General features: G+C 63.3%; 18 protein-coding genes. 12 read left to right on the top strand and 6 right to left on the bottom strand.

Translation table 11 applies throughout. The features are described from left to right. Nucleotides 1-93 precede the first annotated feature (93 nt). Both JV551A3_RS26335 and JV551A3_RS26330 read left to right on the top strand, forming a co-directional pair. Nucleotides 94-726, top strand: a complete 633-nt coding sequence (locus JV551A3_RS26335) for a glutathione S-transferase family protein (protein ID WP_112250324.1) — start codon at nt 94-96, stop codon at nt 724-726. Further along, on the top strand, nt 723-1667 hold the full coding sequence (locus tag JV551A3_RS26330) for a Nudix family hydrolase (protein ID WP_133975262.1): 945 nt from the start codon (nt 723-725) through the stop codon (nt 1665-1667). The genes JV551A3_RS26335 and JV551A3_RS26330 overlap by 4 nt, the downstream gene beginning before the upstream one ends. Nucleotides 1668-1811: 144 nt before the next feature. Here JV551A3_RS26330 and JV551A3_RS26325 read toward each other — a convergent pair whose 3' ends face one another. Genes JV551A3_RS26325 through JV551A3_RS26315 form a run of 3 tightly spaced genes read right to left on the bottom strand, consistent with a single transcriptional unit; the run spans nt 1812 to nt 5366 of the window. Next, entirely contained in the window at nt 1812-2378 is a 567-nt protein-coding gene (locus JV551A3_RS26325) for a cob(I)yrinic acid a,c-diamide adenosyltransferase (protein ID WP_085614292.1), read from the bottom strand. 1 nt (nt 2379) lies between these two features. Continuing rightward, on the bottom strand, nt 2380-4410 hold the full coding sequence (locus JV551A3_RS26320) for a sensor histidine kinase (protein WP_133975260.1): 2031 nt from the start codon (nt 4408-4410) through the stop codon (nt 2380-2382). Between the two features lie 38 nt (nt 4411-4448). Continuing rightward, nucleotides 4449-5366 carry a putative 2-dehydropantoate 2-reductase gene (locus tag JV551A3_RS26315; RefSeq protein WP_133975257.1) on the bottom strand — a complete coding sequence of 306 codons (918 nt, stop codon included), beginning with the start codon at nt 5364-5366 and terminating at the stop codon, nt 4449-4451. A 100-nt stretch (nt 5367-5466) separates the two neighbouring features. Between JV551A3_RS26315 and JV551A3_RS26310 the strand changes: the two genes are divergently transcribed. From JV551A3_RS26310 to JV551A3_RS26300, 3 genes are all read left to right on the top strand, one after another. Then, nucleotides 5467-5952 carry a YajQ family cyclic di-GMP-binding protein gene (locus tag JV551A3_RS26310; RefSeq protein WP_016713577.1) on the top strand — a complete coding sequence of 162 codons (486 nt, stop codon included), beginning with the start codon at nt 5467-5469 and terminating at the stop codon, nt 5950-5952. A 113-nt stretch (nt 5953-6065) separates the two neighbouring features. Next, the gene (locus tag JV551A3_RS26305; protein WP_046616540.1) at nt 6066-6908 is read left to right on the top strand and encodes a mechanosensitive ion channel family protein; all 843 of its coding nucleotides are present in this window, start codon (nt 6066-6068) and stop codon (nt 6906-6908) included. 215 nt (nt 6909-7123) lie between these two features. Then, entirely contained in the window at nt 7124-8362 is a 1239-nt protein-coding gene (locus JV551A3_RS26300) for an MFS transporter (protein WP_133975255.1), read from the top strand. 132 nt (nt 8363-8494) lie between these two features. Here the strand turns inward: JV551A3_RS26300 and JV551A3_RS26295 are convergent, their stop codons facing one another. Together JV551A3_RS26295 and JV551A3_RS26290 are read right to left on the bottom strand one after the other, a co-directional pair. Next, nucleotides 8495-10042 carry an AmpG family muropeptide MFS transporter gene (locus JV551A3_RS26295; protein WP_112250330.1) on the bottom strand — a complete coding sequence of 516 codons (1548 nt, stop codon included), beginning with the start codon at nt 10040-10042 and terminating at the stop codon, nt 8495-8497. A gap of 43 nt (nt 10043-10085) precedes the next feature. After that, nucleotides 10086-10439 carry an MGMT family protein gene (locus JV551A3_RS26290; protein WP_085592113.1) on the bottom strand — a complete coding sequence of 118 codons (354 nt, stop codon included), beginning with the start codon at nt 10437-10439 and terminating at the stop codon, nt 10086-10088. Between the two features lie 166 nt (nt 10440-10605). Here JV551A3_RS26290 and JV551A3_RS26285 point away from each other — a divergent pair, with 166 nt between their 5' ends. From JV551A3_RS26285 to groL, 5 genes are all read left to right on the top strand, one after another. Beyond that, nucleotides 10606-11616, top strand: a complete 1011-nt coding sequence (locus JV551A3_RS26285; protein WP_112250332.1) for a DUF481 domain-containing protein — start codon at nt 10606-10608, stop codon at nt 11614-11616. A 173-nt stretch (nt 11617-11789) separates the two neighbouring features. Beyond that, nucleotides 11790-12521: a HugZ family pyridoxamine 5'-phosphate oxidase gene (locus tag JV551A3_RS26280; protein ID WP_133975253.1), complete on the top strand. Its 732-nt coding sequence runs from the start codon at nt 11790-11792 to the stop codon at nt 12519-12521. A gap of 67 nt (nt 12522-12588) precedes the next feature. Next, a complete protein-coding gene (locus JV551A3_RS26275) occupies nt 12589-13050 on the top strand; it encodes an FxsA family protein (RefSeq protein ID WP_025340530.1) in 462 nt (153 codons plus the stop codon). A 334-nt stretch (nt 13051-13384) separates the two neighbouring features. Then, nucleotides 13385-13678 carry a co-chaperone GroES gene (locus JV551A3_RS26270; RefSeq protein WP_003260750.1) on the top strand — a complete coding sequence of 98 codons (294 nt, stop codon included), beginning with the start codon at nt 13385-13387 and terminating at the stop codon, nt 13676-13678. A gap of 50 nt (nt 13679-13728) precedes the next feature. After that, on the top strand, nt 13729-15369 hold the full coding sequence (gene groL, locus JV551A3_RS26265; RefSeq protein ID WP_085626533.1) for a chaperonin GroEL: 1641 nt from the start codon (nt 13729-13731) through the stop codon (nt 15367-15369). A gap of 165 nt (nt 15370-15534) precedes the next feature. Here the strand turns inward: groL and JV551A3_RS26260 are convergent, their stop codons facing one another. Further along, nucleotides 15535-16263, bottom strand: coding sequence for a phosphatase PAP2 family protein (locus JV551A3_RS26260; RefSeq protein ID WP_133975251.1), 729 nt, complete (start codon nt 16261-16263; stop codon nt 15535-15537). Between the two features lie 183 nt (nt 16264-16446). Between JV551A3_RS26260 and colR the strand changes: the two genes are divergently transcribed. Both colR and JV551A3_RS26250 read left to right on the top strand, forming a co-directional pair. After that, nucleotides 16447-17130, top strand: coding sequence for a two-component system response regulator ColR (colR, locus tag JV551A3_RS26255; RefSeq protein WP_003255215.1), 684 nt, complete (start codon nt 16447-16449; stop codon nt 17128-17130). Continuing rightward, complete coding sequence (locus tag JV551A3_RS26250) at nt 17120-18430, top strand: sensor histidine kinase (protein ID WP_133975250.1); 1311 nt, start codon at nt 17120-17122, stop codon at nt 18428-18430. The genes colR and JV551A3_RS26250 overlap by 11 nt, the downstream gene beginning before the upstream one ends. Nucleotides 18431-18487: the final 57 nt, after the last annotated feature.

Genomic DNA, 18487 nt, shown 5'->3' with positions numbered 1-18487 from the left:
GGACCTGCGTACACCGCCCCATGTGGGAGCGGCCTTGTGTCGCGAAAGGGCTGCAGAGCAGCCCCAAAATTCCCAAACCGATGGAGCCGAACCATGAGCTATCACCTGATCATCGGCGACAAGCTGTATTCCTCCTGGTCGCTGCGTGGCGCCCTGGCCCTCGAACTGGCTGGCGTGCCTTACGAAGAAACACTGATCAAACTCAACCAGCCTGACACCCGTCAGCGCCTCCTCGCTTTCTCCGCAACCGGCAAGGTACCGCTGCTCAAGACCGAGCACGGTGTGATCGCCGACTCGCTGGCCATTGCCGAATACCTCAACGAACGCCACCCCGACGCCCAGCTCTGGCCTGCCGACGTGGCTGCCCGGGCCCAGGCCCGTTCGGCCTGCGCGCAGATGCACAGCGGCTTCTTCGCCCTGCGCGGCGCCATGCCGTTCGACCTGTCGCGTGACCAGGCGCTGGACAGCGTGCCGCTGGAGGTTCAAATCGATATCGACCGTATCGTTGCGCTGTGGTCGGAATGCCGCCTTGCGGCGAAGGACAGTGGCCCCTTCCTGTTCGGCAAGCCGAGCCTGGCCGATGCTTTCTTCGCCCCGGTGGCCGTGCGCCTGCGCACTTACCGCGTGGAAGTGCCTGCCGAGGCGGCGACCTATATCGAAACCATTTACCAGTGGCCGGCCTTCCAGGCCTGGCAGCAGGCTGGCCTGGCGGAGCGTGAAGGGTGAAACGGATTCATGTTGTAGCTGCTGTCATTCGCGGTACTGACGGCCGCATTCTGATCGCACGGCGTGCCGATACCCAGCACCAGGGCGGCCTGTGGGAATTCCCAGGCGGCAAGGTGGAAGAGGGTGAGGGTGTCGAGGCGGCGCTGGCCCGTGAGCTGCGCGAGGAACTGGGCATCGAGGTGAGCCGTTCGCGCGCGCTGATCAAGGTCAGCCACGACTACCCGGACAAGCAGGTGTTGCTGGATGTGCGCGAAGTCGAGGCGTTCACCGGCGAGCCGCATGGCGCCGAAGGCCAGCCGCTGGAATGGGTTGCCCCGCGCGATTTGCCATTGTACGAATTTCCCGAGGCCAACAAGCCGATCGTTGCGGCCGCGCGCCTGCCGGACCAGTACCTGATCACCCCCGATGGCCTGGAAGTGCCGCAGATGCTCAAGGGCATCCAGAAAGCGGTGGCCAGCGGCATTCGCCTGATCCAGTTGCGCGCCCCGGACATGTACGACCCCAAGTACCGCGATGTGGCGGTGGATGCGGTCGGCCTGTGCGCTGGCAAGGCGCAGCTGATGCTCAAAGGCCCGCTGGAGTGGCTGGGTGACTTCCCGGCCGCAGGTTGGCACCTGACGGCTGCACAACTGCGCAAGTATGCCGCCAACGGCCGGCCGTTCCCCAGAGAGCGCTGGCTGGCGGCGTCCTGCCACAACGCCGAGGAGCTGGCGCTGGCGGAACAGATGGGTGTGGACTTCGTTACCTTGTCGCCGGTGCAGGCGACCCGGACTCACCCTGAGGCGGTGCCGCTGGGGTGGGACGAGGCACAGCGGTTGATTGCCGGGTTCAACAAGCCGGTTTACCTGCTGGGCGGGGTCGGGCCGGCTGAGCGTGAGCAGGCCTGGGATGCGGGGGCACAGGGTGTTGCCGGGATTCGGGCGTTCTGGCCTGAGATTTGAGTTGCCTGTAATTGGGGCCGCTTTGCGGCCCGATCGCGACACAAGGCCGCTCCTACAGGGTGATGCGATTCCTTCAAGATGACACGGTTCTCCTGTAGGAGCGGCCTTGTGTCGCGATCGGGCTGCGCAGCAGCCCCAAAACTATCAGCCCTGCGGCTTCTCGGCAGGCTGCCACAAAACCTCAGCCACCCCCTGCCGCCGCCCGATGATCCGCGCCGCCACAAACAGCAGATCCGAAAGCCGGTTGATATACGCCAACCCAACCCCCGCCAACGGCTCCAGCGCATTCAGCTGCTGGCACCGCCGCTCCGCACTGCGCGCCAGGCTGCGGCACACATGCGCCTGGGCCACCAACGCCGAGCCACTGGGCAAGATGAAGTTCTTCAACGGCCCCAGCTCTTCATTCCACACATCGATCGCCGCTTCCAGGCGTTCCACCTCCGCCAGGTTCAGCGCCTGATAGCTGGGCATCGCCAGCTCACCGCCCAGGTCGAACAAGCGGTGCTGACACGGTGCCAATACCGCGCTCACTTCATCCAGGCCCTGTTCGGCCAGCCCCGCAAGCAGCAGCCCCAACTGACTGTTCAGGCTGTCCACTTCGCCGATCGCCTCGATCCGTGGGTGGTCCTTGGGTACCCGGCGTCCGTCGCCCAGGCCGGTTTCGCCTTTGTCGCCGGTGCGGGTATAGATCTTCGACAGGCGGTAGCCCATGTCATTTCTCCGTTTTGGCCGGCGTCACCGTTGCCGGCTGGCCGAGGGGCAGGCGCAGGGTGAAGCAGGTGCCCTGGCCGGGCGTGGACTGTACTTCCATCTGCCCCTTGTGGTTGTTGGTGATGATGAAGTACGAGACCGACAGGCCCAGCCCGGTACCCTGGCCGATTTCCTTGGTGGTGAAGAACGGCTCGAAAGTGCGCTTGCGCACCCCCTCGGGCATGCCGACGCCGTTGTCCTCGACCTGGATTTCTGCCCACGGCGGGTTCAAGCGGGTGCGCAGGGTGATGCGCCCGGGCTCGCTCGGCTGAGGCCGCTGATGGATGGCCTGGGCGGCGTTTTTCAGCAGGTTGAGCAGCACCTGCTCCAATTCGTTGGCGGTGCACGGCACCGGCCCCAGTTCGGGGTCGAACTGCCGCACGATGGCCTGGCCCTTGAAGTCGAAGCCGATGGCCAGGTCGAAGTCGTTGCCTGCAATCTCCACCGCCTGGTCGATCAGCGCCGGCAGGTCGCATGGCGCCAGTTGGCGGTTGCTGCGGCGGCTGAAGCTGAGCATGTGGGTGACGATCTTCGCCGCCCGGGCACCGGCCTGCTGGATGCCGTCGAGCAATTGCGGCACTTCGCGGCTTTCCAGGTAGCGGTTGACCGTGGGCAGGTCGATGCCCAGTTCCTCTGCCTGTTCCTGATTGCGCGGCAGCTCTGGTGACAGGCGTCGGCGGATGTTCTGCACGTTATGCAGGATCGCGCCCAGCGGGTTGTTGATTTCGTGGGCCATGCCGGCGGCCAGGCCGCCGACCGAAAGCATCTTCTCCGATTGCACCATCATTTCTTCCAGCGACAGGCGCTGGGTGATGTCGTCGATACGGATGACCACGCCACGGCCGCCGCCACCAGTCAGTGGGTAGAAGGTCAGGGCGTAGTGGCGCAGGTCGTCGCCTTTGGGCCAGGTGACCCGCTCGATCTTCGCCACTCGGTGCTTTTCCACGGTTTCCTTCAGTTGCGGCAGGAACGGCTTGAGCGGTTCGAAGGCAATGAAGATCGGCTGGTTCAGCGCTTCGTCCAGTGGCGTGCCGGAAAGCACCGTGGCTTCGTGGTTCCACTGGGTCACGTAGAGCTGTTCATCGAGGGCGATCAGCGCCGAGGGCATCGAGTCGATGATGCTGTTCAGGTAATTCTGGAAGCCGGTCAGCTTTTTCTCGATCTTGCTGCGCACCTGGACTTCCAGCTCCAGCTTGCGGTTGGTGTGGCGGGTTTCCTCGGCCAGGCCCTGGGCCTGGTCATAGGCCTCCTGGAACTCGTCGCGGGTGCGCTTGAGCTGCTGTTCGCGGGCCTCGATGCGCGAGAGCATGGTGTTGAATGCTTCGGCAAGGCTGCCGATTTCATCGTCGTTGCCGCGCTGCGCACGCAGGGCATAGCTCTCTTCGCGGGTGACCTGGCGGCTGAGTTCTTCGAGCTGGTTGATCGGCTGGGTGATCAGGCGTTTGATTTGCCGAGCGATGACGATCCACAGCAGGATGCTGAACACCAGGATGCCCAGGCTGGCGCTGAGGGTGCCGGTGTAGAAGGCCGTGGGCAGTTCGCTGCTGGCCACCAGCAGCAGGTGCGCCGGCGGGTTGGCGTCACGTGGCATGCGTATCAGCTGGGTGCTGCGAAACTCCATCAGGCGCCAGCCGTCGATGTCGCGAAAACGCCTGGGCAGGGCCAGCGGCTCGCCGTGCTGAAGCTGCGCCAGTATGCGGCCATCGCCACCGTAGACGGCGGCGGCGCGCAGCGGTGTGTAGCTGTCCAGTTCCTTGAGCAGGGCGCTGGCGGTGTCCGGTGCATCGCCGGCGCGTGCGGCCAGCTGCGGGTTGGCCACCAGCCGGCCGATGGTGTGCAGTGCCTGTGGCGCCATGCTTTCCTGGGTGATCCAGTAGGCGGCGCTGATGAAGGTGAGGTTGGCCACCAGCAGGATGGTCACCAGCAACACCAGCAGGGCTGCCAGCAGCTTCTGCCCGACCGGGAGGTTTTCCAGGCGTTGGCGCAAGGTCATGGGTTGGGCAATATCCGTATCCGGTTGAAAGGGCCGCGTCAGTCGCAGGGCAAACCACGCACACGCAGGTTATCGACCAGGCGCTGCAGCAGGCGTTCCAGCTCTGGCAGCTGCAGGCCATGCCGGCCGGCGGCGCGGCAGGCGTGGCCAAGCAGGTAGTGCACCTCGGTGCGCCGGCCTGCGCGTACATCCTGGTACATGGAAGAGTAGTTGGCCGCAGTGGCGAGGATCACCCGCTGTACTTCTTCGTCCAGCCCGTCTGCCGCTTCTGGCTGGCCACAGCGGCGCAGCAGTTGGGCCAGCTCGGCGCACAGGGCGTCCACTTCGCCCAGATGCCCCAGCAGCCCGCCGTTCTGGCAGTCATGCAGCACGGTCAGCGGGTTGATGGCGCAGTTGAGTGCCAGCTTGCGCCACAGGCGGGTGAGGATATCTACCGTCCAGTCGGCGGGGATGCCGGCCTGATGCAGGTCATCGAACCAGGCCGGGATCGTCGGGTTGCGAGGGTCACCCAACCAGTTGAAGCCGTGGCCGGCAAAGCGTACCTGCCAGTCACCCTCGCGGAACGCCCCTTCGGTACTTGAGGCGAAGATGCAACGCGCGTGGGGCACCAGGTCGGCGACTTCGTCCTGGCTGCCCAGGCCGTTCTGCAGCAGCACCACTTCGGCGCCCTCGGCCAGACGTGCTGCCACGCCGGCTATGGCCGGGGCGGCGTCGTAGGCCTTGCAAGCCACCAGCAGGCGATGGATCGGGCCGTGTGCCTGCGCGGTTTCGGCGGGGATGGCGTAGTGGCGGGGCTGGTCCTGTTCGACCAGGGTAAGGCCGCCGGCCTGCTGGTAGGCCTTCAGCCGTTGCCCGTCACGCAGGATCAGGCGCACTGCCTTGCTCGCGCGCGCCAGGCGGCAAGCCCACAGGCTGCCCAGGCTACCGGCGCCGAGAATATGCCAGGTGCTGCTCATATGCGTTTCGCAACCCGTTATAATGAGCCCGCATTTTAACCGTCAAACCCAGCGCGCTCCATCTTCAGCCTGAGCGCGCTTTTATTTTGGGAGAACAACCATGCCTTCGTTCGACGTGGTATCGGAACTGGACAAGCACGAAGTGCAGAACGCGGTCGACAACGCCATCAAGGACCTGGACCGTCGCTACGACCTCAAGGGCAAGGGCACCTTCGAGTTCAAGGACAAAGAGCAGACCGTGATGCTCACCGCCGAGGAAGAGTTCCAGCTTGAAGCGATGCTGGAAATCCTGCGCCTGGCGCTGGTCAAGCGCAAGATCGATGTGAAGTGCCTGGAAACCAAGGACCCGTACGCCTCGGGCAAGGAAAAGAAACAGGAAGCCAAATTCCGCGAAGGCATCGACAAGGACCTGGCGAAGAAGATCGTCGCCACCATCAAGGATGGCAAGTTGAAAGTGCAGGCCGCCATCCAGGGCGAGCAGGTACGCGTTACCGGTAAAAAGCGTGACGACCTGCAGGAAGCCATTGCCCTGCTGCGTACCAAGGAATTCGACATGCCATTGCAGTTCAACAACTTCCGCGACTGATCGCAGGGTTGTCCGGAACCCCGATGGCGTAATGATGTCCATGGGGGCCAAGGCCGCCGAACCGACGGCGGCCTGCTATACGTGTACATGCCGTTCGGCATCAGGAGATGAATATGGATTTGAACGCTGAAGTCGATCAGCTGGTCCGCCAATCGCAGACCTGGGTCCCCTTGATCATGGAATACGGCAGCCGCCTGCTGCTGGCACTGCTGACCTTGGCGATCGGCTGGTGGCTTACCAACGTGGTCAGTGATCGACTCGCCAGGCTGGTGGGTTTGCGCGTACAAGACCCGGCACTGCAGGGCTTCATCCGCACCCTGGCCAACATAATCCTCAAGGTCATGCTGGCGATCAGCGTTGCCTCGATGATCGGCATTGAGACCACTTCGTTCGTGGCTGCGATTGGTGGTGCCACGCTGGCCATCGGCCTGGCCTTGCAAGGAAGCCTGGCGAACTTTGCCGGTGGCGTGTTGATCCTGTTGTTCCGCCCGTTCCGCATCGGTGACTGGATCGAGGCGCAAGGCGTGGCCGGCACCGTCGACAGCATCCAGATCTTCCACACCGTGCTGCGCACCGGTGACAACAAGACCGTGATCATGCCCAACGGCAGCCTGTCCAACGGCATCATCACCAACACCAACCGCCAGCCGACGCGCAAGGTGGTGTTCGATGTGGGCGTGGACTACGAGGCCGACCTGCAGAAGGCGCGCAACGTGCTGCTGGAGCTGGCGCAGGACCCTCGCGTGCTGCCCGACCCGGCGCCGCAGGCAGTGGTCGCAACCTTGGGCGACAGTTCGATCACCGTGTCCTTGCGCTTGTGGACCAAGACCGCCGATTACTGGGATGTGATGTTCATGCTCAACGAGCATGCGCGTGACCGGTTGAAGGCCGAAGGGATCGACATTCCGTTCCCGCAGCGTGTGATTCGCGTGGTGCAGGAAACTGCAGCGCAGTAATACCGTGTTGTCATCGGTCGGGGCCGCTTCGCGACCTTTTCGCGACACAAGGCCGCTCCTACAGGGAATCGCGTAACCCCTGTAGGAGCGGCCTTGTGTCGCGATGGGGCGCGCAGCGGCCCCGTTTTTTCTCCCCTGATTACACTTGTTCACAGCAATACCCCGCCATTTCTGGCATATAGCCTGACCTCACCTGCCACACCTGATACGCCATCATGAAACCATTGCTGTACATCACCCCCCTGCGCGCCTTGCTGTTCGGCCTGACCCTGGCCCTGTTCGAGCTGCTCACCTACCTGGCCAGCGATGCCGTCATGCCGGCCATGCCGGTGGTGGTCGGCGACCTGAACGCCAGCCCCGAGTACATTCCCCATGCGCTCAACCTGTACCTGCTGGGGGGCGTAGTGCTGCAATGGCTGATCGGTCCGCTGGCCGATCGCTATGGCCGGCGTCCGCTGCTGCTGATCGGCTGCGCGTTCTTCGGCCTGGCCTGCCTGGCCACCTTCTGGGTCCACGACATCGGCCTGTTCAACCTGCTGCGCCTGCTGCAGGGCATCGGCCTGGGCTTTGTGGTCACGGTCAGCTACCCGGCCCTGAACGAAGCCTTCAGCGAAGCGGACGCCGTGCGCATGATGGCCCTGCTGGCCAATATCGCCTTGCTCTCGCCATTGCTCGGGCCGCTGGTGGGCACCTTGCTGCTGCAGTGGCTGGACTGGCGCTGGCTGTTCGTGGCCTTTGCCATTGGCGCGGTTCTGGCCTGGCTGCTGCTGTACCGGTTGATGCCGGAAACGCTTGGCGTGGAGCGTCGTGACGGCTCTCGCCTGGCGTTCACGCCGATCCACCTGCTGCCGCTGCTGGCTGGCTACGGCCAGTTGCTGGCCAACCGCCGCTTTGTCGCTGGTAGCGCGGCCCTGGGCCTGGTCGGTCTGCCGCTGATTGGCTGGATCGGCCTGTCACCGGTGCTGCTGATCCACGACGAGGGGCTGAGCACCATGGAATACGCCTTGTGGCAGTTGCCGGTGTTTGGCGGTTTGATCCTTGGCAACCTGATAATCAACCGCATCGCCGACCGCTATCCGCTGCCGGCACTGGTGCGTGGTGCATTGTGGCCATACCTGGCCGGGCTGTGCCTGATGGTGCTGGCGACCTGGTACTGGCCGAGCGTGACCAGCGTGGTGGCGGGCATGTCGCTGTACGCGCTGGGGTTGGGCGTGGCCAACGCGGTGTTGTATCGCATGACGCTGTTCGCCAGCGAGCAGAGCAAGGGCCTGGTCTCGGCCATGTTGGGGATGATCACCATTGCCTTGCTGGGGTTGGGTGGGGCGCTACTGGCGATGATTGGTGCCGGGGCCAGCTTGCTGCACTTTGCCCTGGCGGCGGGTGTGGCGGGGGCCTTGGCGCTGTGGCCACTGTGGTTTGTGGTGGGCGGGCGAGCCGGGGCAGTTACCCAGTAATCTTCATTGCCTGAACCGGCCTCTTCGCGGGTAAACCCGCTCCCACAGGGACTGCACAGCTCTCGAGAGCAATACTGTACCTGTGGGAGCGGGTTTACCCGCGAAGAGGCCGATACAGGCGGTACAGCTTCTTCAGGGCCTTTGCGCTGCTGAACTTTCCTCACCCACCGGTTTACCCGGCCCCGCCTCCTGGCGCCACTGCAGAGCAATCAGGATCAAGGTGGGCACGCCCAGCAGGGCAGTGATCAGGAAGAAGTCGTGGTAACCGAATTTCTCCACCATGACCCCCGAATAGCCCCCGATCAGCCTTGGCAACAGCAGCATGATCGAGCTGAGCAACGCGTACTGGGTAGCCGAGAACTTCAGGTTGGTCAGGCTCGACAGGTAGGCGACGAAGGCCGAGGTGGCCATGCCGGAGCTGAAGTTGTCCAGCGAGATGGTCACCACCAGCATTTGCAGGTTCGGGCCCATGTCGGCCAGCATCAGGAACAGGATGTTGGTACCCGCCGAGGCAGCACCGCCGATGAACAGGATCGGCATGATGCCGAAGCGCACGATCAGCAGGCCACCGATCCCGGCGCCGACCAGGGTCATGATCAGGCCGAAGATCTTGCTGACGCTGGCGATCTGGTCCTTGGTGAAGCCCATGTCGATGTAGAACACGTTGGCCATTACGCCCATCACCGTATCCGACATGCGATAGGTGGCGATCAGGCCGAGCAGCAGCAGGGCCTGCCAGCGGTAGCGTGCGATGAAGTCGTTGACCGGCGTCAGCACCGGCGCCAGGCCGCGGCGGCCCAGGCTCGACAGGCACGCCCAGGTCAGCAGCACGTAGAGGATCAGGCGCAGGAAGGCACGGTCTTCCAGCAACAGGTCCAGTGGCGTTGCATCACCGGAGATGACGCTGGACCAGCCGGTGTTGAACATCTGGGTGAAGCTGGCCGGTACTGAAACCAGCAGGATGATCAGCACGAACACCGATGCCAGCTGGTGCACCAGCCCATAGCGCGCTGCCGACAGCTGGGTACGCATGGGTACGGGCGGTTCGCGCATGATCAGGGTGGTGAACACGGCGGGTAGCATCATCACTGCAAACATGACGTAGGTGCCGGCCCAGGCCTTGTGCAGGTAGCTGAAACCGGTAGAGCCGAACCATTCGGCAAAGAACAGGGCACCAGCCGTGGCCAGCAGGGCCGCCACGCGGTAGCCGGCCATGTAGCTGGCGGCGAGCGCAGCCTGGCGCTGGTCGTCAGCGATTTCCAGGCGGTAGGCATCGACGGCGATGTCCTGGGTAGCGGAGGCGAAGGCCACCAACACCGCCAGGGCGATCAGCCATGACAAGTGTTGCTGCGGGTCGCACAGGCTCATGCCGACCAGCCCGACCACCACCAGCGCCTGTGACAGCAGCAGCCATGAACGCCGACGCCCAAGGCTGCCGAGCAGCGGCAGGCGCCATTGGTCGAGCAGCGGCGACCACACCCACTTGAAGGCATAGGCCAGGCCGATCAGGCTGGCGTATCCAATGGTCTCGCGGGCCACGCCGGCTTCGCGCAACCACACCGAAAGGGTGGAGAACACCAGCATGTAGGGCAGACCGGCGGCGAAGCCGAGCAGCAAAAGTACCAAGGTTGACGGGCTGGCATATGCAGCAAGCGCAGCGCGCCAGGTTTTACGGGGCATGGGCCAACATCTGCCTCAAGTTTGCGAAAACAAAGCGCGCACTCTAACCGCTGTGCTCCATCGGGCGCCAGCCATGGCGCGTCATATCCACACGATTGTTGGTTACATTCACACCCTCCGCGCGCAGTCGCGCCCTTTGTTCATCCCCCGACGGGGTACCCAGTGCCAGGCTCAGCCGGCCACCAGCGCCAAGCACCCGGTGCCAGGGCAGGCGAGTATCTGCAGGTAGTTGCCCAAGGGTGCGCCCGACCCAGCGTGCCGCCCGCCCAAGGCCCGCCAGCTCGGCCAGCTGGCCATAGCTGACTACCTTGCCGGCCGGCACCTGGCCGAGTACCGAATACAGCGCCGTTCGTCGGCCCTCGGCGGAGTCCAGGGCGTGCTCATATCCGTCAGACATCAGGCCCCCATTGGGCTGCAGATGAAACCGGACCGGCGGTCTGGCAAATGAGAGTTGAACTCAACGGCATGCTCCCGGTCTTTCCTTGCTCTGGTCGTGGTTATCTGGATAATGCCCGGCTTTTTTCGCCAAATCGAACCCGTAGTCCGCAGATCATAGCCCGCTTATGTATTCTAGATCCCTGTTGTGCCTGCTTGCTGTTTCCCTGTGCGCCTCCCCGGTGTTCGCCGACACCGTCTGGATGAAAAACGGTGACCGGCTCAGCGGCAAGATCAAAGTCTTCGACGGCGGCAAGCTGCTGCTGGAAACCCCCTATGGCGGTTCCATCGCCCTGGACTGGAAAGAGGTCCAGACCCTGGAGAGCGACCAGGAGATGCTGGTCAAGCAGGACGCCTACAGCGGTGAGCGCGCCAAGTCGCTGAAGGCCGCCGAGCCCGGCAAGGTGACCCTGGCCAATGGCGAGGCGCCGAAGACCGTGGAGCTTGCCAGCATCGAGCAGATCATGAAGCCCAAGCCCCTGGTCGAGGATTTCGTGTGGAAAGGCAACGTCGATGTGGCCCTGGATTACAAGCGCGCCGAGAATGACACCGACGACTACGATGTCGGCTTCAAGACCAGCGCCCGCCATGGCCGTTGGCGGCACAACGCCGAAGGCGAATACAACCGCGAGACCAAGGACGACGTCACCACCACCGACAACTGGAGTGCCGAGTACGCCCTGGACCGCTTCCTCACCGAAAAGTGGTTCTGGCAGGGGCGTGTGGAGTACAAGCGTGACCGCATCGAAGACCTCGCCCGCCAGCGCACCGTGGGTACCGGCCCGGGTTACCAGTTCTGGGACAACGAGCTGGGCGCGTTCTCGCTGGGTTCGCTGATCAACCGCACCGACTTCGAATACCAGGATGGCGCCAAGGACAACTTCTATTCCGCGGCGGTGAAGTGGGACTACACCCGCTACTTGATCGGCAAGAACGTGCAGCTGTTCACCAACGGCGAGTTCGCCAAGCCACTGGGTGGCGTGGCCGATTATGCGCTGGATGCCGAGGTTGGCCTGCGCTACAAGGTCACCGAGTGGGCATCGCTCAACCTCAAGGCGGAGAAGGACATCATCACCGGTACGCGGGACAGTGACCTGGACAAGACTCGCTATACAGCTGGCTTTGGCGTTACCTGGTAGATACTTGGGGCCGCTGTGCGGCCCATCGCGACACAAGGCCGCTCCTACAGGGGATCGCGTGAATCCTGTAGGAGCGGCCTTGTGTCGCGATGGGCTGCAAAGCAGCCCCATTGGCACTGGATCTGATAATGCTTATCTTGTCCCATCCAGCCCGCCATCAGGAGCCGCCCTTCGTGAGTACCAACGCCATCCGCCCCGCCCGGGAGCTGCTGCTCAAGGAATACCGCGGCGTGCTCTCGACCCATTCCAAGTCGATGCCCGGCTACCCCTTCGGCTCTGTCGTGCCGTACTGCCTGGATGCCCAGGGCAACCCGCTGATCCTCATCAGCCGCATCGCCCAGCACACTCACAACCTGCAGAAAGACCCCAAGTGCTCGCTGCTGGTGGGTGAGCGCGAAGCCGAGGACGTACAGGCGGTGGGGCGCCTGACGGTAATGGCCGAGGCGCACAAGCTGGTGGAGGAGGTCGCCATCGAGGCCGCCGCCGAGCGCTACTACCGCTATTTCCCGGAAGCAGCCAACTACCACAAGGCCCACGACTTCGACTTCTGGGTGTTGCAGCCGGTGCGCCACCGCTACATCGGCGGCTTCGGCGCGATCCACTGGCTCGACCATGTAACCTTGGCCAACCCGTTCGCCGGTAAAGCCGAGGCAAGCATGGTCGAGCACATGAACAACGACCACGCCAACGCCATCGCCCATTATGTGCAGCTGGCCTATTTGCCAAGCCATGCGCCAGCGCAGATGGTCGGGGTGGACAGCGAAGGCATGCACCTGCGTATCGGCCAAGCGGTGCACTGGCTGCCTTTCCCGAGTATTTGCAACACGCCGACACAAGTCCGCGAAGCCCTGGTTTTGCTGGCTCGCGCCGACCAGTGGCCGGTTGCGACGGAAGTCGAGGGTTGAAAAGCCGAGCGCACGCATCCATCTGTTGGTCTTACAGGAAGGTTCTCTTCCAACGAGGAATGCTTTGATGCGTGCTTTTCTACTGCTGTTTCTCCTGTTCCCCGTGCTGGAGCTGTTCGTCTTCGTGAAGGTCAGTGCCGCCATCGGTTTCTTCCCGGCGCTGCTGCTGATCATTGCCGGCTCCGCCCTGGGTGTGCTGGTGATGCGCGTGGCCGGGCTGGCCACCGCACTGCGCGCCCGTGAAAGCCTGCAGCGTGGCGAACTGCCCGCCGAGGACATGTTCCAGGGCATGATGCTGGCCGTTGGTGGTGGCCTGCTGTTGCTGCCTGGTTTCATCAGCGACGTGCTGGGCCTGCTGTGCCTGCTGCCCTTCACCCGTCACCTGGCTGCGCGCAAGATGCGCGAGCGTGCCGAGGCCCAGGCCATGCGCCAGCGCGCCTTCCAGGACGACCCGTTCCAGGCTCGCCCACAGGATGGCGGCCATCGCCCGAATGTGATCGAGGGCGAGTACGAGCGCCGCGACAAGTAATGGCTGGGGGCCGCTTTGCGGCCCTTTCGCGACACAAGGCCGCTCCCACAGGGAATGCACACCTCCTGTGGGAGCGGCCTTGTGTCGCGAAAGGGGCGCGCAGCGGCCCCAGCTTTTTGCGGGGCCAAGGCGCTAATGAAAAATTTTCTGAAACAAGCCTTGTAATTGAATATGGCGGCCTCATGTAGTGGTCACCGCAAGGTTTCTGGTGGCAACACCAGTCATTACTCAGGCGGTTCGCCTTGGGCGAGCGGCCTTCCGGCAACGCCGGATAGCATTAACCCGCCGGTGTCGACACCGGCCGATGAAAACCACACTTTGGGAGAGATCGACAATGAAGCTTCGTCCTCTGCATGACCGCGTAGTCATCCGTCGCAGCGAAGAAGAATCGAAAACCGCTGGCGGTATCGTCCTGCCGGGTTCGGCCGCTGAAAAACCAAACCGCGGCGAAGTCGTCGCCGTCGGCACCGGTCGCATCCTGGACAACGGCGAAGTTCGCGCGCTGGCCGTGAAAGTGGGTGACAAAGTGGTTTTCGGCCCTTACTCGGGCAGCAACACCGTGAAAGTCGATGGCGAAGACCTGCTGGTCATGGCTGAAAACGAAATCCTCGCCGTTATCGAAGGCTGATTTCCCCCGACTTCCCGTTACTCCAAAGAATTTCCAAGGATTAAACGATCATGGCTGCTAAAGACGTAAAATTCGGCGACTCCGCTCGTAAGAAAATGCTGGTTGGTGTCAACGTTCTGGCTGACGCGGTAAAAGCGACCCTGGGCCCGAAAGGCCGTAACGTGGTGCTGGCCAAGAGCTTCGGCGCGCCGACCATCACCAAGGACGGCGTTTCCGTTGCCAAGGAAATCGAGCTGAAAGACGCTTTCGAAAACATGGGCGCCCAGCTGGTCAAGGAAGTTGCTTCCAAGGCCAACGACGCTGCCGGTGACGGCACCACCACCGCTACCGTTCTGGCTCAGGCCATCGTCAACGAAGGCCTGAAAGCCGTCGCTGCCGGCATGAACCCGATGGACCTGAAGCGCGGCATCGACAAGGCCACCGCTGCCGTCGTCGCCGAGCTGAAGAACCTGTCCAAGCCATGCGCCGACTCCAAGGCCATCGCCCAGGTAGGTACCATCTCCGCCAACTCCGACAACTCCATCGGTGAAATCATTGCCGAAGCCATGGAAAAGGTCGGTAAAGAAGGCGTGATCACCGTTGAAGAAGGCTCGGGCCTGGAAAACGAACTGTCGGTTGTAGAAGGCATGCAGTTCGACCGTGGCTACCTGTCGCCATACTTCGTCAACAAGCCGGACACCATGGTTGCCGAGCTGGAAGGCCCGCTGCTGCTGCTGGTCGACAAGAAGATCTCCAACATCCGTGAGCTGCTGCCAGTTCTGGAAGCCGTTGCCAAGGCCGGCCGCCCACTGCTGATCGTTGCCGAAGACGTTGAAGGCGAAGCCCTGGCTACCCTGGTAGTCAACAACATGCGTGGCATCGTCAAGGTTGCTGCGGTCAAGGCTCCGGGCTTCGGCGACCGCCGCAAGGCCATGCTGCAGGACATCGCCGTCCTGACTGGCGGCCAGGTCATCTCCGAAGAAATCGGCCTGTCCCTGGAAACCGCTACCCTGGAGCACCTGGGTAACGCCAAGCGCGTCATCCTGTCCAAGGAAAACACCACCATCATCGACGGCGCTGGCGCCGACGGCGAGATCGAAGCACGCGTCAAGCAGATCCGTGCCCAGATCGAAGAGACTTCCTCTGACTACGACCGTGAGAAGCTGCAAGAGCGTCTGGCCAAGCTGGCTGGCGGTGTTGCCGTGATCAAGGTCGGTGCCGGCACCGAAGTTGAAATGAAAGAGAAGAAAGCCCGCGTTGAAGACGCCCTGCACGCTACCCGTGCAGCCGTTGAAGAAGGCGTGGTACCTGGCGGTGGTGTGGCCCTGGTTCGCTCCCTGGCTGCCATTGTCAACCTCAAAGGTGACAACGAAGACCAGAACGTCGGTATCGCCCTGCTGCGTCGCGCCGTTGAAGCGCCGCTGCGCCAGATCACTGCCAACGCCGGCGACGAGCCAAGCGTTGTCGCTGACAAGGTCAAGCAAGGCTCGGGTAACTTCGGTTACAACGCTGCTACCGGCGAATACGGCGACATGATCGAGATGGGTATCCTGGACCCAGCCAAGGTCACTCGTTCGGCGCTGCAAGCTGCTGCTTCGATCGGCGGTCTGATGATCACCACCGAAGCCATGGTTGCCGACCTGCCGGAAGACAAGCCAGCTGCTGGCATGCCTGACATGGGCGGCATGGGTGGCATGGGCGGCATGATGTAAGCCAGCCTTACCCCCTGCACCATCAAAAAGCCCCGGTTCGCGAGAGCCGGGGCTTTTTTGTTTTCTGCCAGGGCCTCTTCGCAGCACAAGGCTGCTCCTACAGAGTACGCGATCTCCTGTAGGAGCAGCCTTGTGCTGCGAATGGGCCGCAAAGCGGCCCCTGGGTCAGGCGACGCTACGCTCAGCGGCAGGTACCTCAGCCATTCCCCGACGATACAGAACCAGGTAGTACGACCCCAAACCGATCAACCAGCAGAACACCGCCGTCCATACGTTGTGCGAAAGGAAGTGCGCCCCCTGCATCATCCGCCCCAGCGACAGCACCGACCCGGCGATGAAGGCTACCGTCAACGCCACCCGCGCCAGCCTCGGCTTGCGATCACGCAACATGAAGAACAGCCCGAACAGGCAGAACCCGGTTGCGGCATGCCCGCCCGGCCAGCACAGCCCGGGCTTGTCGGTCGCTGGCCGCGGCTCCAGCAGCTTGCTGTAGGTTTCCTTCCCGCCAAACTGGGTCAGGCTCCACGGGCATTGCACCTGGGTCACTTTTTTCAGCGGTGTGACAAACGCCGTGGACAGGCCCAGTGCCAGCACCAGGCAGCCCAGCTCGCGGCGCCAGCCGAACAGGCGCTTCCAGAAGAAGCTGGCAGCAAAGGTCACCAGCGACATCACTCCCAGCAGGATCACCCCCTGCTTGACCCGGTCATGCAGGATGTTCTCCAGCAAATAGCTGTGGCGGCCGATGAATTGCCCGGCGGCGGGGTCGAAGAACAGGTTGGCAATGTCCATGTCGACCGAGGTCAGTTCCAGCAGGATCAGGCCCAGCGCCGTCGCCAGGGGTAGCCCCAGGTACAGCCAGAAATTGATCGGGCGGGGGCGGGTTGGTTGCTGCATGGCGGCTCCAGGGCGCGAAAAAGATCGGCCATTGTCGGCCGCCCGCTATCCTGTGTCCGTGAAGGATCAGTGAAAAAACCGTCAAGTGCGCTGAATTTTTCCTGGGGCTGGCACCCTGCAGGCATAGGCCTTAAGCTGCGCCTGCCGCGCACCACAGCGAGAAGCGCCGCACAGGAGAAACCGATGCGCATTCTTTTGGTTGAAGACAACCGCGATATCCTGGCCAACCTGGCCGACTACCTGGGGATGAAGGGCTACACCGTCGACTGCGCCCAGGATGGCCTGTCCGGCCTGCACCTGGCTGCCACCGAGCACTACGACCTGATCGTGCTCGACATCATGTTGCCGGGCATCGACGGCTATACACTGTGCAAGCGCCTGCGCGAAGACGCCCGCCGCGACACGCCGGTGATCATGCTCACCGCCCGCGACCAACTGGACGACCGCCTGCAGGGCTTCCGCTCCGGTGCCGACGATTACCTGCTCAAGCCCTTCGCCCTGTCGGAGTTGGCCGCCCGCATCGAAGCGGTGCTGCGCCGGGCCCAAGGCGGCGGGCGCCGCACCTTGCAGGTAGCCGACCTCAGCTATGACCTCGACACGCTCGAAGTCACCCGCCAGGGCCGCCTGCTCAAGCTCAACCCGGTCGGCCTCAAGCTGCTGGCGGTGCTGATGCAGAAAAGCCCGCACGTATTGCGTCGCGAAGTTCTGGAAGAAGCCCTTTGGGGCGATGACTGCCCCGACAGCGACAGCCTGCGCAGCCACGTGCACCAGTTGCGCCAGGTGATCGACAAGCCGTTCGAAAAACCGCTGCTGCATACTGTCCATGGCGTCGGCTATCGCCTCGCCGAGGGCCGTGATGGAGTTTAAGCAAAGCCTTGCCCAGCGCATCATCATCGCCTTTGCCCTGATGAGCGCACTGGTGGCCGGGGCCTTCGCCTTCGGCATCGTCGGCACCGTGCACCTGGTGGAAGAGCGGCTGATTTCCTCGGTGCTGGGCGGTGATCTGCAGCGCCTGTTGCGCATGGACAGCGTCAGTGACTGGAGCCACCGGCCACGTCCCGACCAGCTGTTCTACTTCAGCGGCGGGCGTGACGATTTTGAACTGCCCAAGGACCTGCGTCACCTTGACCGCGGCTTCCACGAGGTATTCCGCGACCAGCTGTCGTACCACGCCATGGTCGAGATCGTGGATGGCCGCCGCTATGTGCTGCTGCAGGACCAGAGCGACTTCGAGGAGCGCGAGCGGGTGCTGTTCGCGGTGGTAGTGGTAGGCTTCGTGCTCAGCCTGGTGCTGGCGGTCATTCTCGGCTGGCTGGTGGCGCGTCGGGTGATGGCGCCGGTGATCCGTCTGGCACGCCAGGTACGCCACCGTGACCAGTTGCTGGGCCTGGCCCCGCCGCTTGCGCCGGACTACGCCGCGGACGAAGTCGGCCAGCTGGCGGTCGCCTTTGACGATACCCTGGGCCGCCTGCGCGATGCGCTGACCCGCGAACGGTTGTTCACCAGCGACGTCAGCCATGAACTGCGTACGCCCTTGATGGTGCTGGCCACCTCGTGCGAATTGCTGATGGAAAACCCGACGCTGGATGCCCGCTCGCGCAGCCAAGTGGAGCGCGTGGCTAGAGCCACGGAAGAAATGCGCGAACTGGTCAAGACCTTCCTGATGCTGGCCCGGGCACAGCGCGACGAGGGCGCGGTGGCTTCGCGGGCCACTCTGCGGGAGGTGGCTGATGAACTGGTCGGGGTCTGGCGCGACACTATCGAGCAGAAGGGCCTGGCCCTGTATTTCGATGGCCGCGTCAGTGCCGGCCCAGTGCTGTACAACGCTACCTTCCTGCAGTCGGTGATGGGCAACCTGCTGCGCAACGCCGCGCACTACACCGATAGCGGCTATATCCGCCTGAGCCTGGAAGCCAACGGCTTCAGCGTGGAGGACAGCGGCGTGGGTATCCCGGAGGAGCAGCGCGAGGCGATGTTCCGGCCGTTCGTGCGCGGCGATGAGCGGCGCGGCGAGGGCCTGGGCCTGGGCCTGTCGCTGGTACAGCGGATCTGCGATGACCAGGGCTGGCATGTCACCCTGACCTCGACCTTGCCGCACGGCTGCCGTTTCAGGGTGGACCTGAGCAATACCGCAGCCAAGGGCGACCCGGAGGCTTTGGTCGAGTAATCTGTTGTAACAGGTCATTCGGCGCTCAACATATTTTTCACATCAGCATGACCTGAT

The organism is Pseudomonas inefficax, from assembly GCF_900277125.1.
GTDB classification, from domain to species: domain Bacteria; phylum Pseudomonadota; class Gammaproteobacteria; order Pseudomonadales; family Pseudomonadaceae; genus Aquipseudomonas; species Aquipseudomonas inefficax.
This window is presented reverse-complemented; position numbering and strand designations above follow the sequence as displayed.